Source organism: Ruegeria sp. AF1, assembly GCF_056542125.1.
In genome coordinates this window covers 96,286-109,979 of record NZ_JBQFZG010000009.1, presented here as the reverse complement: position 1 = coordinate 109,979, position 13,694 = coordinate 96,286, and the positions used below count along the sequence as shown (strand labels likewise).

At 57.8% G+C, this 13,694-nt stretch carries 15 protein-coding genes; 7 read left to right on the top strand and 8 right to left on the bottom strand.

Annotated elements, in window-relative coordinates:
- The first annotated feature begins 23 nt into the window (after nucleotides 1-23).
- Nucleotides 24-1,286, top strand: coding sequence for an FAD-dependent monooxygenase (locus ACR0BK_RS13575; protein ID WP_480555034.1), 1,263 nt, complete (start codon nucleotides 24-26; stop codon nucleotides 1,284-1,286).
- Here the strand turns inward: ACR0BK_RS13575 and ACR0BK_RS13570 are convergent.
- From ACR0BK_RS13570 to ACR0BK_RS13545, 6 genes are all read right to left on the bottom strand, one after another.
- Nucleotides 1,283-1,468 (bottom strand): Trm112 family protein, encoded by a 186-nt coding sequence (locus ACR0BK_RS13570; protein WP_209504973.1) that lies wholly within the window; start codon nucleotides 1,466-1,468, stop codon nucleotides 1,283-1,285. The two genes, ACR0BK_RS13575 and ACR0BK_RS13570, sit on opposite strands and share 4 nt — an antisense overlap.
- A complete protein-coding gene (locus tag ACR0BK_RS13565) occupies nucleotides 1,465-2,106 on the bottom strand; it encodes an LON peptidase substrate-binding domain-containing protein (RefSeq protein ID WP_209504974.1) in 642 nt (213 codons plus the stop codon). Before ACR0BK_RS13565 ends, ACR0BK_RS13570 begins: the two co-directional genes overlap by 4 nt.
- Before the next feature lie 26 nt (nucleotides 2,107-2,132).
- Nucleotides 2,133-3,047, bottom strand: coding sequence for a thioredoxin (trxA, locus tag ACR0BK_RS13560; protein WP_480474140.1), 915 nt, complete (start codon nucleotides 3,045-3,047; stop codon nucleotides 2,133-2,135).
- 75 nt (nucleotides 3,048-3,122) lie between these two features.
- Nucleotides 3,123-3,911: an exodeoxyribonuclease III gene (locus ACR0BK_RS13555; protein ID WP_480506418.1), complete on the bottom strand. Its 789-nt coding sequence runs from the start codon at nucleotides 3,909-3,911 to the stop codon at nucleotides 3,123-3,125.
- A 71-nt stretch (nucleotides 3,912-3,982) separates the two neighbouring features.
- Nucleotides 3,983-4,375: a GFA family protein gene (locus ACR0BK_RS13550; protein WP_480517840.1), complete on the bottom strand. Its 393-nt coding sequence runs from the start codon at nucleotides 4,373-4,375 to the stop codon at nucleotides 3,983-3,985.
- 238 nt (nucleotides 4,376-4,613) lie between these two features.
- The gene (locus ACR0BK_RS13545) at nucleotides 4,614-5,300 is read right to left on the bottom strand and encodes a response regulator transcription factor (protein WP_171724917.1); all 687 of its coding nucleotides are present in this window, start codon (nucleotides 5,298-5,300) and stop codon (nucleotides 4,614-4,616) included.
- Nucleotides 5,301-5,462: 162 nt separating this feature from the next.
- On the opposite strand from ACR0BK_RS13545, the gene ribA reads away from it, so the two are divergent.
- Nucleotides 5,463-6,554, top strand: a complete 1,092-nt coding sequence (ribA, locus tag ACR0BK_RS13540) for a GTP cyclohydrolase II (RefSeq protein ID WP_480474143.1) — start codon at nucleotides 5,463-5,465, stop codon at nucleotides 6,552-6,554.
- Nucleotides 6,551-7,051 (top strand): L,D-transpeptidase family protein, encoded by a 501-nt coding sequence (locus ACR0BK_RS13535; protein WP_480517844.1) that lies wholly within the window; start codon nucleotides 6,551-6,553, stop codon nucleotides 7,049-7,051. The genes ribA and ACR0BK_RS13535 overlap by 4 nt, the downstream gene beginning before the upstream one ends.
- Here the strand turns inward: ACR0BK_RS13535 and ACR0BK_RS13530 are convergent.
- Both ACR0BK_RS13530 and ACR0BK_RS13525 read right to left on the bottom strand, forming a co-directional pair.
- Complete coding sequence (locus tag ACR0BK_RS13530) at nucleotides 7,035-7,694, bottom strand: YggS family pyridoxal phosphate-dependent enzyme (RefSeq protein ID WP_480555033.1); 660 nt, start codon at nucleotides 7,692-7,694, stop codon at nucleotides 7,035-7,037. The genes ACR0BK_RS13535 and ACR0BK_RS13530 overlap by 17 nt on opposite strands.
- A gap of 99 nt (nucleotides 7,695-7,793) precedes the next feature.
- Nucleotides 7,794-8,813 (bottom strand): porin, encoded by a 1,020-nt coding sequence (locus ACR0BK_RS13525; RefSeq protein ID WP_480555032.1) that lies wholly within the window; start codon nucleotides 8,811-8,813, stop codon nucleotides 7,794-7,796.
- A 281-nt stretch (nucleotides 8,814-9,094) separates the two neighbouring features.
- Between ACR0BK_RS13525 and ACR0BK_RS13520 the strand changes: the two genes are divergently transcribed.
- From ACR0BK_RS13520 to holA, 4 genes are all read left to right on the top strand, one after another.
- The gene (locus ACR0BK_RS13520; RefSeq protein ID WP_480555066.1) at nucleotides 9,095-9,580 is read left to right on the top strand and encodes a DUF3576 domain-containing protein; all 486 of its coding nucleotides are present in this window, start codon (nucleotides 9,095-9,097) and stop codon (nucleotides 9,578-9,580) included.
- Nucleotides 9,581-9,652: 72 nt separating this feature from the next.
- Nucleotides 9,653-12,190: a leucine--tRNA ligase gene (leuS, locus tag ACR0BK_RS13515; RefSeq protein ID WP_480555031.1), complete on the top strand. Its 2,538-nt coding sequence runs from the start codon at nucleotides 9,653-9,655 to the stop codon at nucleotides 12,188-12,190.
- Nucleotides 12,177-12,668, top strand: coding sequence for an LPS assembly lipoprotein LptE (lptE, locus tag ACR0BK_RS13510; protein WP_480555030.1), 492 nt, complete (start codon nucleotides 12,177-12,179; stop codon nucleotides 12,666-12,668). Before leuS ends, lptE begins: the two co-directional genes overlap by 14 nt.
- Nucleotides 12,665-13,693 (top strand): DNA polymerase III subunit delta, encoded by a 1,029-nt coding sequence (gene holA, locus ACR0BK_RS13505; protein WP_480555029.1) that lies wholly within the window; start codon nucleotides 12,665-12,667, stop codon nucleotides 13,691-13,693. The genes lptE and holA overlap by 4 nt, the downstream gene beginning before the upstream one ends.
- The last annotated feature ends 1 nt before the right edge of the window (nucleotide 13,694 follow it).

The following is a 13,694-nucleotide window of genomic DNA, read 5'->3' as shown; positions in this document are numbered from 1 at the left end:
GAACGGTAGCGACAGGACTGCACATGGACAATCCCGAAAGGGCGCGCATATTGCAGGGCATGACACAGGCATCTGACATTCTGATCGTGGGCGGCGGGCTGAACGGCCCGGCTTTGGCATTGGCTCTGGCACAAACCGGACATTCGGTCACAGTGATTGATGCGCTGGAAGAGAAGGTCCGCAAGAATGCGGCATTCGACGGGCGAGCCTATGCGCTGGCCTTGGCGTCACAGCGCTTGCTGGCTGCCATCGGTGTCTGGGACCGCGTTGCGGAACACGCCCAACCGATGCTGGAGATCAAGGTCACAGACGGCCACGCCGGTACAGGCCCGTCACCGTTTTTCATGCATTTCGACCACGCCGAAATAGAAGAAGGCCCGATGGGGTATATGGTCGAAGACCGTCACCTGCGCCGCGCCTTTCTGGACGCTATGGCTGATGAGCCCCGCATCACTCAGCTGAGTGGCAAGACTGTTGTGTCGCAACAAGCCGACACCACTGGAGTGACCGTGACGCTGGACGATGGTTCGACTGTGAACAGCAGCCTGCTGGTTGGGTGTGACGGCCGCCACAGCGGCACCGCGCGCCGCGCAGGTATCAAGCGCACAGGTTGGGAGTATGGCCAGACCGCACTTGTCTGCGCCATTGAACACGAGCTGCCGCATCACGGCATTGCCCATCAGTTCTTCATGCCGCCAGGCCCCTTGGCGATTCTGCCGCTGACCGGCAATCGCAGTTCCATTGTATGGAGCGAACGCACCAAGGCCGCGCAACAGATCAACGCCCTGCCCGAGGGCGACTATCTGCAAGTCCTACGCCCACGGTTCGGCGATTTCCTAGGTGAAATCCGCCTGGCAGGAGATCGTTTCACCTATCCTTTGAACCTGACCATCGCCAATTCCTTTGTCGCTGATCGTCTGGCACTGGTCGGGGATGCCGCCCACGGGATGCACCCGATTGCCGGTCAGGGCCTTAACGCCGGTCTGCGTGATGTCGGCGCGCTGGCAGAGGTTCTGACCTTGGCAGGGCGGCGCGGCGAAGACATCGGGTCGCTTATGGTGCTGGAACGCTATCAGGAATGGCGCAGGTTCGACACCGCTGCTCTTGCGATGGCAACGGATGTTTTCAACAAACTGTTCTCGAACGACAACCCGTTGCTGCGCATTGGGCGAGACGTTGGTATGGGAATTGTCGGCGCACTGCCGGGGTTGCAGCGCGGTTTCGTCCGCGAAGCCGCCGGTTTGACCGGAGATTTGCCCAAGCTGCTGCAAGGGCAGCCAATTTAGTCCAGCTGCCGTGCCTCGTCGACCAGCATGACCGGAATGCCGTTGCGGATGGGAAAAGCCAGACCTGCGGCCTGTGACACAAGTTCCTGCCTTTCGGCGTCATAGCGCAGGGTCGTTTGCGTCTGCGGGCAGACCAGAGCTTCGAGCATGCGGCGATCAAAGGCGTGTTCAGGGTCAGTCATTGCAGTTTTTCCTCATTCGATCCGCCTCGCATTGCGAATTCTATCAATGTCATCAGCGTCTCGCGCCGTGTGCGCAGGCAAGGGGCCTCTAACAAGGCCTGTTTGTCTTCCGGGTCAAAGTCCAGCAACATGGACAGCGAGTTCACCAGCAATTCATCCTCGGCATCTTTCAGAGAAGCCCAATCGGTGGACAATTGCCGGGACGAAAAGAAGCGTTCCAGCAAAGCTAGGAACTTGGTGCGATTGAACCTGTCGTCGTTTTCGGCCTTGCCCAGATCCCTGTCAAAGCCGTCCCACGAAACTTCGCACCGCCGGTATGGCGTGAAAGCGTCCAACTCTGAAACCACGCGGAACCGGGACACACCGGTCAGCGTGATCAGATAACGGCCATCTTCCGTTTCGGAAAACTGGGTCACACGCCCGACGCATCCGATGCGGTGCAGTTTGTTCTCATCATGGGCCGAAGGATTTGGCTGGACCATCGCAATCAGCCGTTCCTTGGTCTTGAGCGCATCGTCCAGCATTTGCAAATAGCGCGGCTCGAAGATGTGAAGCGGCAAGCGCGAGCGGGGCAACAACAGCGCCCCGGGCAAGGGGAACACGGATACGGTGTCCGGCAGATCGGCGGGATGCATCATGTCCCAATTCTAGCTCTGATCAGAAATTAGGCAAATATCATCGAGCTGAGTTTGCGGCGACCGTTCAGAACGATCGGGTCATTGGGCTTGAGCGCATCAAAGATCGTGAAAAGCTGGGTCTTGGCGGCCCCGTCATCCCACTCACGATCCCGGCGGAACAATTCCAGCAATTGCGCCACGGCTTCTTCCACTTCGCCGTTCGCATGCAATGCCTGTGCCAGGTCAAACCGGGCCTGAAGATTTTCGGGGTCTGCTTCAACGGCCGCTGTCAGATCAGCCACCGGACCCGCATCAGCCGCTTGCTTGGCCAGTTGCAATTGCGCATGCGCAGCCTCGACCTCGGCCGAGTTGGATATTTCAGCCGGTGCACCGTTCAGGATGGCCTCGGCATGCTCCAGATCGCCAGTGGCGATATGTGCCCGCACCAGCCCGCCATATGCTGCCGCGTGGTTCGGGTCTTCGCCAAGAACGGCGGCAAAAGTCTGCGCGGCATCTGCCGCTGCGCCTTCGCTCAGCATTTCTTCGGCGGCAACTACCGCGTCATCCAATTGACCACCGGGGCTTTCCCCACCTGACGCCTCGATCACGCGGTCTACGAAAGCCTTGATCTCGGACCCCGGCAGCGCGCCCTGAAAACCGTCCACGGGTTGCCCTTTAAAAAACGCGTAGACCGTTGGAATCGACTGGATGCGCATTTGCGAGGCGATCATCTGTGCCTCGTCCACGTTGATCTTGACCATCTTCACCGCGCCTTTGGCGGCGGTAACAGCGTCTTCCAGCATCGGGCCCAGCGTCTTGCACGGGCCGCACCAAGGTGCCCAGAAGTCAACGATAACAGGCGTTTCCTGCGAAGCTTCGACCACATCGACCATGAAAGTGGCCTCGGTCCCGTCCTTGATCAGATCGGTGGCTGGGGCGGCTGCGCCGTTCAGGATGTCCATGGCAATCACTCTTTCGTTCGAACTTGCGCTCTATATGCAATCGCTTGTCGCAGAAACCAAGTGCAGAGTTTCAGTTCAGATGTCGAAAGTCGCAAAGACCGGCGCATGATCGCTGGGCTTCTCCCACCCACGCGCATCCCGCAGAATGCGACTGGAATGACCCGCATTCGAAATATCGGGCGTGGCCCAGACATGATCCAGCCGCCGCCCCTTGTCTGCCGCATCCCAGTCGCGGGCCCGGTAGGACCACCAGCTGAAAAGCTGCCCTTCGGGAATATCCTGCCGGGTGATATCGACCCAACCACCCGCGTCCTGGGTCTCGGCCAGATGTTCCACTTCAATCGGAGTGTGCGAGACGATCTTGAGCAATTGTTTGTGCGACCAGACGTCATCTTCTCGCGGAGCAATGTTCAGATCGCCGACGAGGATGGATTTTTCCGGCTTTTCTGCGTGGAACCAATCGCGCATGCCCGTGAGATAGTCGAGCTTTTGGCCAAATTTCTCATTCACTTCACGATCTGGCACATCACCGCCAGCGGGAACATAGAAGTTGTGGATCGTGACACCATTCTCCATCCGTCCGGCTATGTGGCGTGCGTGGCCGAGATCTGCGAAATCCATGTCGCCCACCTCCTCTATCGGCAGGCGGGACAGGATGGCGACGCCATTATATCCTTTCTGGCCACGGGCAATCATGTGGGTATAGCCCAGCTCCGCGAACCCTTCGGTCGGAATCTTTTCAACCGGAGACTTGCATTCCTGCAAACACAGAACATCCGGTGCCTCTTCTTCCAACAGTTTCAGCACGATAGGTTCGCGCAGTCGGACCGAGTTGATGTTCCAGGTGGCAAGTGTGAAGGGCATGGCGAGGATTCCTCTGTCGCGATTTGGCGAAGGTTAACGCGGTGGGGGGTGGGGTGCCATCAGAAAAAAAGCTAGGACGGGTGGCTTTCATTTTGGGGGGCATCGTCGCAAATCTCGTACCAGTCCGGCTTTTCCGAAACAAATTCGTGAAACTGAACTTTCTGCTTTAACCCAGTATCCAATGCGTTTGCAGCGATTGGAAAACTGTCTGCTTCTGAAGTGATTTCGCCCAAAGATGTCCCGCATTTCGTGCAGAAACACCTGCCGTATTTGTAAGGCGGATCAGGCTGGTGCAGCGTTACGTTTTCCCTTCCCCGAACCCACACCAAGTCTTCTTTGTTGACAAATACAACTGTGCTGGCCCCGGCTTTTCTGCATCTTGAGCAATGGCAGGTTCCCATCACGGATGGTTGAGACTTCAGGTTAAACTTCACCGCCCCGCACAAACAGCTTCCTTCGATCATCACGCGCTCCTCCAACCTTTCGCAAGAATTAGAACATTACAGGAACAAAATGGATTTCGCAACGCCTGTGACGGTATAGGCGGCGCATGATCTCGCCCTTCAAAAAAGAAAAAAGCCGGGCCATTCGGCCCGGCAGTCCAACAGGGAGGTGCATGTCATAACCCGGACATGCGCGGGTTGGGAGTAACCTAATTATGAGTACAGGGTATCACTTTGATCCAAGTCAATCCACACCCAGTTAAGACACCAGCCTATATCCACCGGATTCTGTGACCAAAAGGCGCGCATTTGACGGATCGGGCTCAATCTTCTGACGCAGGCGGTAGATGTGGGTTTCCAGCGTATGCGTTGTAACACCAGCATTATACCCCCAAACTTCGTGAAGCAGCACATCCCGTGCCACCACGCCGTCGGTCGAGCGGTACAGAAATTTGAGGATGTTGGTTTCCTTCTCGGTCAGGCGGATTTTTCTGTCCTCTTCCGTGATCAGCATCTTCATCGCCGGTTTGAACGTATAGGGGCCAAGTACAAATACTGCGTCCTCGGATTGTTCGTGCTGGCGAAGCTGCGCACGGATGCGTGCCAGAAGCACCGGGAATTTGAATGGTTTCGAAACATAGTCATTCGCGCCGGCATCCAGGCCCAGGATCGTATCGGCATCGCTGTCATGACCGGTCAGCATCAGGATCGGGCTTTTGACACCCTGTTTGCGCATGAGGCGGCACAGTTCGCGCCCGTCGGTATCCGGCAGACCCACATCAAGAATGACCAGATCATAGATCGCTTCGCGCGCGCGCTCCATGGCAGAGTGACCGTCCGACGCCTCGAACACGTCAAAGTCTTCGGTCATGACAAGTTGCTCGCTGAGCGCCTCGCGCAGATCCTCATCATCGTCCACTAGCAGGATTTTCTTGAGTTGAGCCATTTCCCGGTCCTCCAAACGCTTTTCCATCACTTGCGCGTGGAATATGCAATCAACAAGATTTGCTGCAACCGTTTCACGCCTTCGTGTCAGAGTTCGCGGAAATGTTTCACATTTCCTTTCGAAAGAGCTAGGAGAAAGATTGAGCGTTATAGGGTAACATTGATGAGTCTCATCCCCGACATCACGGAACTTCTCGCCCGGGCCCGGGCCGATCTGCGCATGGGCGTTCCCGTTGCACTGACTGATGACAGCGGCTTCAGCGTGCTTGCGGTTTCTGCCGAAACGCTCAGCCCGCAGCGTCTGGCCGACCTGAAAAAACTAGGGAGTCCGGTGGTGGCCATAACTGGGCGACGTGCTGAAACCCTGAAAGCGCGGGCGTACGACGGGGATCTGGCACGTGTATCGATCCCGGCGGATGCGGATATCGCATGGGTACAGGCGGTTGCCGATCCTTCCGACGATCTGAACGCACCCATGAAGGGCCCGTTGATGACCGAGCGGCACGGTAATGCCAATCTCCACCGTATCGCAATTGCATTGGCCAAATCCGCGCGCATCCTTCCCGCTGTGGTCGTGGTACCTGTCGAGGACGGCAGGGCATTTGCCGCGTCGCACGGTCTGACATGCATTGATCACACGCGCGCCACACCTCATCTGGCGGATCGCAGCACTTTGCACGAAGTCGTCGCGGCCCGCCTTCCGATGGAGGTGTCCGAAGCCGGTCGGTTGCACGTATTCCGACCTGAAGACGGTGGTGAAGAGCACTACGCCGTCGAGATCGGACGCCCGGACCGCGACAAGCCTGTGCTGGCCCGATTGCATTCTGCCTGTTTCACCGGCGATCTGATGGGAAGCCTGAAATGTGATTGCGGCCCGCAACTGCGCGGTGCCCTGGAACAGATGGGGGCAGAAGGTGCAGGCGTTCTTTTGTACCTGAATCAGGAAGGGCGCGGTATCGGTCTGGCCAACAAAATGCGCGCCTATTTCCTTCAGGATCAGGGTTTTGACACTGTTGAGGCGAACCACAGGCTGGGTTTTGAGGACGATGAGCGCGATTTTCGGCTTGGGTCGGACATATTGAAGTCGCTGGGCTTCAATTCTGTCCGCTTGCTGACCAACAACCCGGCCAAGATCGCCATGATGGAGCGAACAGGTATCGCAGTAACCGAGCGTGTCCCTCTGAGGGTTGGCGAAACCTCTCACAACCGGGGATACCTGGCAACCAAGGCCAAGAAGTCGGGCCATCTGCTTTGACCCCAAACGATCTTGTTCTGACCCCGCGCGGCATCCGGTTTCTTGGCAGGGAGTTCCCCTGTTCCGTGGGCAAAGGCGGGTTGAGCAACGCAAAACGCGAAGGCGATGGCGCGACCCCAACCGGACATCATCGAATCGTCGGTATGCTGTACCGGGCCGACCGAATGGCCGCCCCCAGCAAATGGGCCCGTGCCATTGGCCCACGGGACTTGTGGTCTGACGACGTGTCTGAAAGCAGATACAACCACATGGTCAGCGCACCCTATGCATTCAGCCACGAAAAGCTGCGCCGCGCCGACCCGTTATATGATCTGATTCTGTTGACCGACTGGAACTGGCCAAACGCCGTTCCGGGCAGAGGGTCAGCGATTTTTCTGCACCAATGGCGCAGACCCGGTTATCCAACCGAAGGCTGCATTGCCTTTCGCCGGGACCATCTGCACTGGATCGCAGGGCACATTGCCCCCGGATCACGGCTGATCATTCCTGAGGTTTAACCCGTTCGCCAAAGATGGCCGAGCCAACGCGCACATGTGTCGCGCCAAGGGCGATGGCCTGTTCGAAATCTTGACTCATTCCCATAGACAATCCATCAAGCCCGTTGCGTGCGGCGATTTTGGCCAATAGCGCAAAGTGCAAAGCCGGCTCTTCATCGACCGGGGGAATGCACATCAATCCACACACAGGCAGATCCAATGACCTGCACTCGGCAATGAAACCATCCGCGTCCGCAGGAAGGATACCGGCCTTTTGGTCTTCCTCACCGGTGTTGACCTGAATGAACAGGTCCGGACAGGTTCCCATTTCCTGTGCCAAACGCGCCAGTGTCTTGGCCAGTTTGGGTCGATCTACCGAATGGATCGCATCAAACAGTTCCATTGCGTGACGGGCCTTGTTGGTCTGCAACGGGCCAATGAGGTGCAGATCAATACCCTCGAACTGTTCTTTGAACGCGGGCCACTTGCTTGCTGCTTCCTGCACGCGATTCTCGCCAAAACATCTGTGCCCCTGCTCAAGAACGGCCTGCACCCTTTCATTCGGCTGCACTTTGGACACGGCAATCAGTTTGACAGAACCAGCCGGTCTGTCCGACCTGGCTTCGGCTTTGGCGATACGTGCGGTGATGTCTTGCAGCGACATGGGACCCTCATCCTGTTTTGCGCAGAAAAACACCAAGTCGGCGCAAAAGAAAAGGGCGAGTCCGAAGACCCGCCCTTAAACCTTGCGGTTCAGATCAGCTTAGAAGTTGAACTGAGCACCGAAGTCAGCAACCATGGTCGAGTCTGTGCAGCTGTCACAGTCGTTGACACCGATACCACCGCGCAGCGATGCACCGCCGCCCAGGTCGTAGATCGCGCCAACAGCAACCTGCTGAGTATCAGCAGACGCGTTACCGTCACCGTAGGTGAACAGCAGGGTGGTTGCAGCACCCAGGTTGTAGGCAGCCGACAGACCCCATGCGGTACCGTCAGTTGCAGTAACTTGAGTTGCGTCGTCTGCAACAAACAGAGTACCCGAGAAGTCACCCCATTCGCCACCCAGGGTCAGAACGGTCAGGCTCGGATCGCTTACACCAGCAACACCAGCGTCGGTCTGGCCGTAGGCCAAAGCAGCTGTGATGTTGTTGAAGGTGTAGGTTGCGCTGATGTCCCAACGGTCTGCACTAATAGGTGCACCGTTCAGAGCTACAGTCGCTTGGTCGTACGATGCGCCAAACGAGAAGTCGCCAACCGAGTACTGGAAGAACACGGCGTTAGAGCCCGAACCGGTCGAAGTGTAACCCAAGAAGTTGTAGTTAACACCCGAGTACTGACCTGCGAACAGCTCAAGACCAACTTCGTTGCCGTAGTAGTTTGCCAGGTTGTCGAAGGCACCTGCAACGTTACCGGCGTCAACACGCAGGCCACCGTAGATGACCGAGAAGCGTGCACCGTTCAGACCAGCGCGGTTTGCTTCGCCGTTGCCGCTGTTTTCGTCAGCTTGCAGACGAACGCGGCCTTCGAAACGAACGCCACCGTCGGTTTCTGCACTACCGTCGATGTTCAGACGGAAGCGCGAGACCAGGATCGCGTCGCTTGTTTGAACAACCGCAGTGTTAGTACCTGTTGCGGTACCGGTTGTTTGGAAGTTTGTAACGGTTCCGCTACGATCTTCAACGTAGCCAATACCAAAGCGGCCATAACCGCTGAAGTTAACTTCAGCTGCTGCAACGCCTGCGGTCGCGATCAGCGCCGTCGATGCGAAGAGAACTTTTTTCATCTTGTTTCCCTCGGTTTCAAAAGAGTTATCTACTCGACATATGCCTCGGCACATGTCTCAGCACGGACACCGTTTCGCTCTTTTTGCCCCCTTTGCGCAAGCTTGGCATAAAGACGTCAGCGTCATTGAGGTCAAATTGGTGCAAGGATGCCACAGTCAGTTTTCGCCCCGATGCAGCTGATACACTTACATTTCAGAAGAATGGACTTGTTGCAGCGGGGGTCCTTGGCTAGGAGTATCCCCTGAATACTGTAGAACAAGTGAAACAGGACCTGTTTGCAATGCGCCTGCCGACGATTTTGGGAATGATCCTGCTGACCGCCGCTCTTTCGGCATGTGGGCAGAATCGAAACACTTCGACAACGTACTCCCCTAACCTCGCTGGCGGCAATTCGGACGAACAGGAGCTGAATGACCCCGAGCGGGCAACTATCTGGGACATCTTTGACCGCAGCACCGCCGAACAGACAACAAACGTGAACCGGTATCTTTGGGCGGCTTCGCTGGATGTGCTGAGCTTCCTGCCAGTGCAAGAGGTTGATCCGTTTACCGGAGTAATCGTAACGGGTTATGGCACGCCTCCGGGCGGCGGCCGATCCTACCGGGCAACTGTTCATATCAGCGATCCGGCGCTTGCCGCGCGCTCTTTGTCGGTTGCGCTGCAATCAAGCGGGGGGGCTCCTGTGAGTGCGGCAACATCCCGCGCAGTCGAGGATGCGATTCTGTCGCGCGCCCGGCAACTACGCATAGCAGACAACAAGTTCTAGCAACCCGCCGAAAATCACAATATTACCACGCCGGGTTCCTACCCGGCGTTTTCATTCACGAAGGACCGCACAATGTCGCGCTACTCGGCCACTGAAATCGAAGCAAAATGGCAGGAGGCCTGGGACAAGGCCGGGATCTTCACCGCTAACCACAAGGCGGACAAGCCGAAATACTATGTGCTTGAGATGTTTCCCTACCCGTCTGGCCGAATCCATATGGGGCATGTGCGCAACTATACGATGGGTGACGTGATCGCCCGGCACAAGCTGGCTACAGGCCATAACGTGCTGCACCCGATGGGCTGGGACGCATTCGGGATGCCTGCGGAAAATGCCGCGATGGCCATCGGGGGTCATCCGAAGGACTGGACCTACAGCAACATCGCCGACATGCGCGACCAGATGAAACCACTTGGCCTGTCCATCGACTGGTCTCGTGAATTCGCGACCTGCGACCCCGAGTATTACGGCCAGCAACAGGCGCTGTTCCTCGATATGCTCGATGCCGGGCTGGTCTATCGCAAAAACGCTGTGGTGAACTGGGACCCGGTCGACATGACCGTTCTGGCCAACGAGCAGGTTGAAAATGGTCGTGGCTGGCGTTCGGGTGCATTGGTAGAGCGACGCGAGCTGACCCAGTGGTTCTTCAAGATCTCGGACTATTCCGAAGAATTGCTGGATGCGCTGGACACTCTGGACAACTGGCCCGCCAAAGTGCGCCTGATGCAGGAGAACTGGATCGGCAAATCCCGTGGTCTGCAATTCGGCTTTGAACGCACAGACGGCGGCGATCCGATCACCGTCTATACAACCCGGCCCGACACGCTGCTGGGCGCATCTTTCGTTGGCATCTCGCCCGATCACCCGATCGCAAAACAGCTTGAAGCCGAAAATCCAGAAGTGGCTGAATTCGTGGCCGAATGTCGCAAAGGTGGTACCACTGAGGAAGCCATAGAAACCGCCGAAAAGCTGGGCTTTGACACAGGCATCAAGGTCAAGCACCCGCTGGACCCGAGCTGGGAACTGCCGGTCTGGATCGCCAATTTCATCCTGATGGATTACGGCACGGGCGCAATCTTTGCCTGCCCTGCGCATGATCAGCGTGACCTCGACTTTTGCCGCAAATACGGCCTTCCTGTGGTCGACACATTCTTTGCACTGGATGACGACACGCCGGTCGACAAAATTGCATTCGTCCCGCCGAAAACCGAGAAAGTCCGCTGGGTGAACCACTTCGCCGGTTTGACCGAAGCGACAGGCGAAGAAGCCATCAACGCCACCGTCGATTTTGCTGAACAAGCCGGTTGGGGCGAGGGTGTCACCAAATACCGTCTGCGGGACTGGGGCCTCAGCCGTCAGCGCTATTGGGGGTGTCCGATTCCCGTCGTGCATTGCGAAAGCTGCGGCGTGGTGCCCGAGAAAAAAGAAAACCTGCCGGTCCGCCTGCCTGACGATGTCACATTCGACAAACCCGGCAACCCGCTGGACCGCCACCCGACCTGGCGCGATTGTTCCTGCCCCTCCTGCGGTGCTCCGGCCAAGCGCGAAACCGACACGATGGATACCTTCGTCGATTCGTCGTGGTATTTCGCGCGCTTTACCGCTCCGCGTGCGGAAACACCCACCGATCTGGCTGAGGCCGAGTATTGGATGAATGTCGACCAGTATATCGGCGGCATTGAGCACGCGATTCTGCACCTGCTATATTCCCGGTTCTTTGCGCGGGCGATGCACCTCACCGGGCACTTGCCGAAGAAGGCCATCGAGCCGTTCGACGCGCTGTTCACGCAAGGCATGGTGACGCATGAGATTTACCAGACGCGCGACGCCAACGGCCGCCCGGTCTATCACCTGCCCGAGGATGTAACCAACGGCAAACTGGCCGATGGCACAGAGGTCGAAATCATCCCCTCAGCCAAGATGTCGAAATCCAAGAAAAACGTGGTCGACCCGGTCAGCATCATTTCGGCCTTTGGGGCCGACACGGCCCGCTGGTTCGTGCTGTCCGACTCGCCACCCGAACGGGACGTGGAATGGACGGCCGCAGGGGCCGAAGCCGCCTATAAGCATCTGAATCGCGTTTGGAATCTGTGTGACAGGATCGGCGCCATGGACGCCGATGCAGCGGGCGAAACCGATGAGGATCTGTTGCGCGAGATGCACAAAACCATCCGCGACGTGACATTGGGTGTCGAAAGCTTTGGCTTCAACGCAGCCATCGCCAAACTATACGCCTTCACCAATACACTGGCAAAATCCAAGGCCGGTGCGGCGGCTCAGAAACAGGCAATCAAAACACTGGCCCAGTTGATGTCGCCGATGACGCCACATCTGGCGGAAGATATCTGGGCGCATCAGGGCGGTGAGGGCCTTGTGGCTGTCGCCCCGTGGCCCGTCGCAGATGAAGCGATGCTGGTTGATGACACCGTCACCCTGCCGATCCAGATCAACGGCAAGCGTCGCGCGGAAATCAGCGTTCCAAAAGATATGGACAAAGCCGAGGTTGAAAATATCGCGCTCAGCACCGAAGCTGTCCAAAAGGCGCTGGATGGCAACGCGCCGAAGAAAGTTATCGTTGTTCCGGGCCGGATCGTGAATGTCGTTGTTTGATCGCAGAACATTGCTTGTTATGCCGCTAGCGCTGGCTGCCTGCGGCTTTCAACCGGTTTATGCTCCGGGTGGGTCGGGCTCTGCCTTGTTCGGTCGGGTGGCGGTATCTGCGCCAAATACCGTTGAAAGCTATCTTCTGGTTCAGAACCTTGAACAACAACTGGGCCGCAGCGCGGGCTCTATCAGCGATTACGCTCTGGATGTTCAGGTCTCGATCGAAACCCGCGGCGCGGCCATCACCACGACGAACGAGACAACGCGGTACACGATTGATGGACGGGCCCAATACGCGTTGAAATCCAATGAGACCGGGCAAGTCGCGGCGTCCGGCACCGTAACCGATTTTGTGGGCTATTCTGCTTCGGGTTCTACCGTTTCGACGCTGGCTAACGAACGCGATGCGAAAGAACGCCTGATGGTGATCCTGTCCGGGCATATCGTGAACCGCCTATATTCAACGCCGGGCTTATCCAAATGAAGTTGAGCCCGCGCGAGGCTGACGGGTATTTCGCCAAGCCGGATGCGGACAAGACCGGGCTGCTGATCTATGGTGCGGATGCCATGCGGGTGGCGCTTAAGCGGCAGCAGGTTCTGGCCGCCCTGCTTGGTCCTGGTGCGGAAGAGGAAATGCGCCTGACCCGCCTGCCGGGTGGCGACTTGCGCGGCGATCCGGCGTCTCTGCTGGACGCGGTCAAGGCGGTTGGGTTTTTCCCCGGCCCGCGCGCGGTGTTTGTGGAAGACGCCACCGAAACCGCCTCGCCTGCGATTCTGGCCGCACTTGAAGATTGGACCCCCGGCGACGCTCAGATCATCGTGACGGCTGGTCAGCTGAAACCAAACTCAAAAATCCGCAAAGCGTTCGAGGGGCATCCTGCGGCCTATGCGATAGGCATTTATGACGACCCGCCATCGCGTGCAGAGGTCGAGCGGGTTCTGACTGAGGCGCAACTGAATAACATCCCCCGCGATGTCATGTCTGCCATCAGCGAACTGGCCAACAGTCTTAGCCCCGGTGACTTCACCCAAACCATTGAGAAACTGTCGCTTTACAAGCGTGGTGACAACTCTGAGTTGACCATGGAAGACATCGAAGCCTGTACCCCGCGTTCGACCGAGGCGGCGCTTGACGACGTGCTGAACGTGGTTGCAGAAGGCCGCGCCGGTGAGATCGGACCGCTGATCCGGCGGTTGCAGGCACAGGGTACCAACGGGGTAACTCTGTGTATTGGGGCAACCCGGCATTTCCGCACCCTTTATGCCTGCGCCTCGGATCCCGGTGGTGCGGCGCAGGGTATCGGCAAGTTGCGCCCGCCGGTTTACGGCAAACGGCGTGACCGTATTCTGCGTCAGGCACAGGGCTGGGGCGCGCCCAAGCTGCAAACTGCTCTGACCGTTCTTACGGATACCGACCTCTCCCTGCGCTCCGCCGGACAGACCGCCCCCTCAATGGCACTGGTCGAGCGCGCAATGATTCGTCTGGCGATGCTTGCGCGGTCGCGCTGAG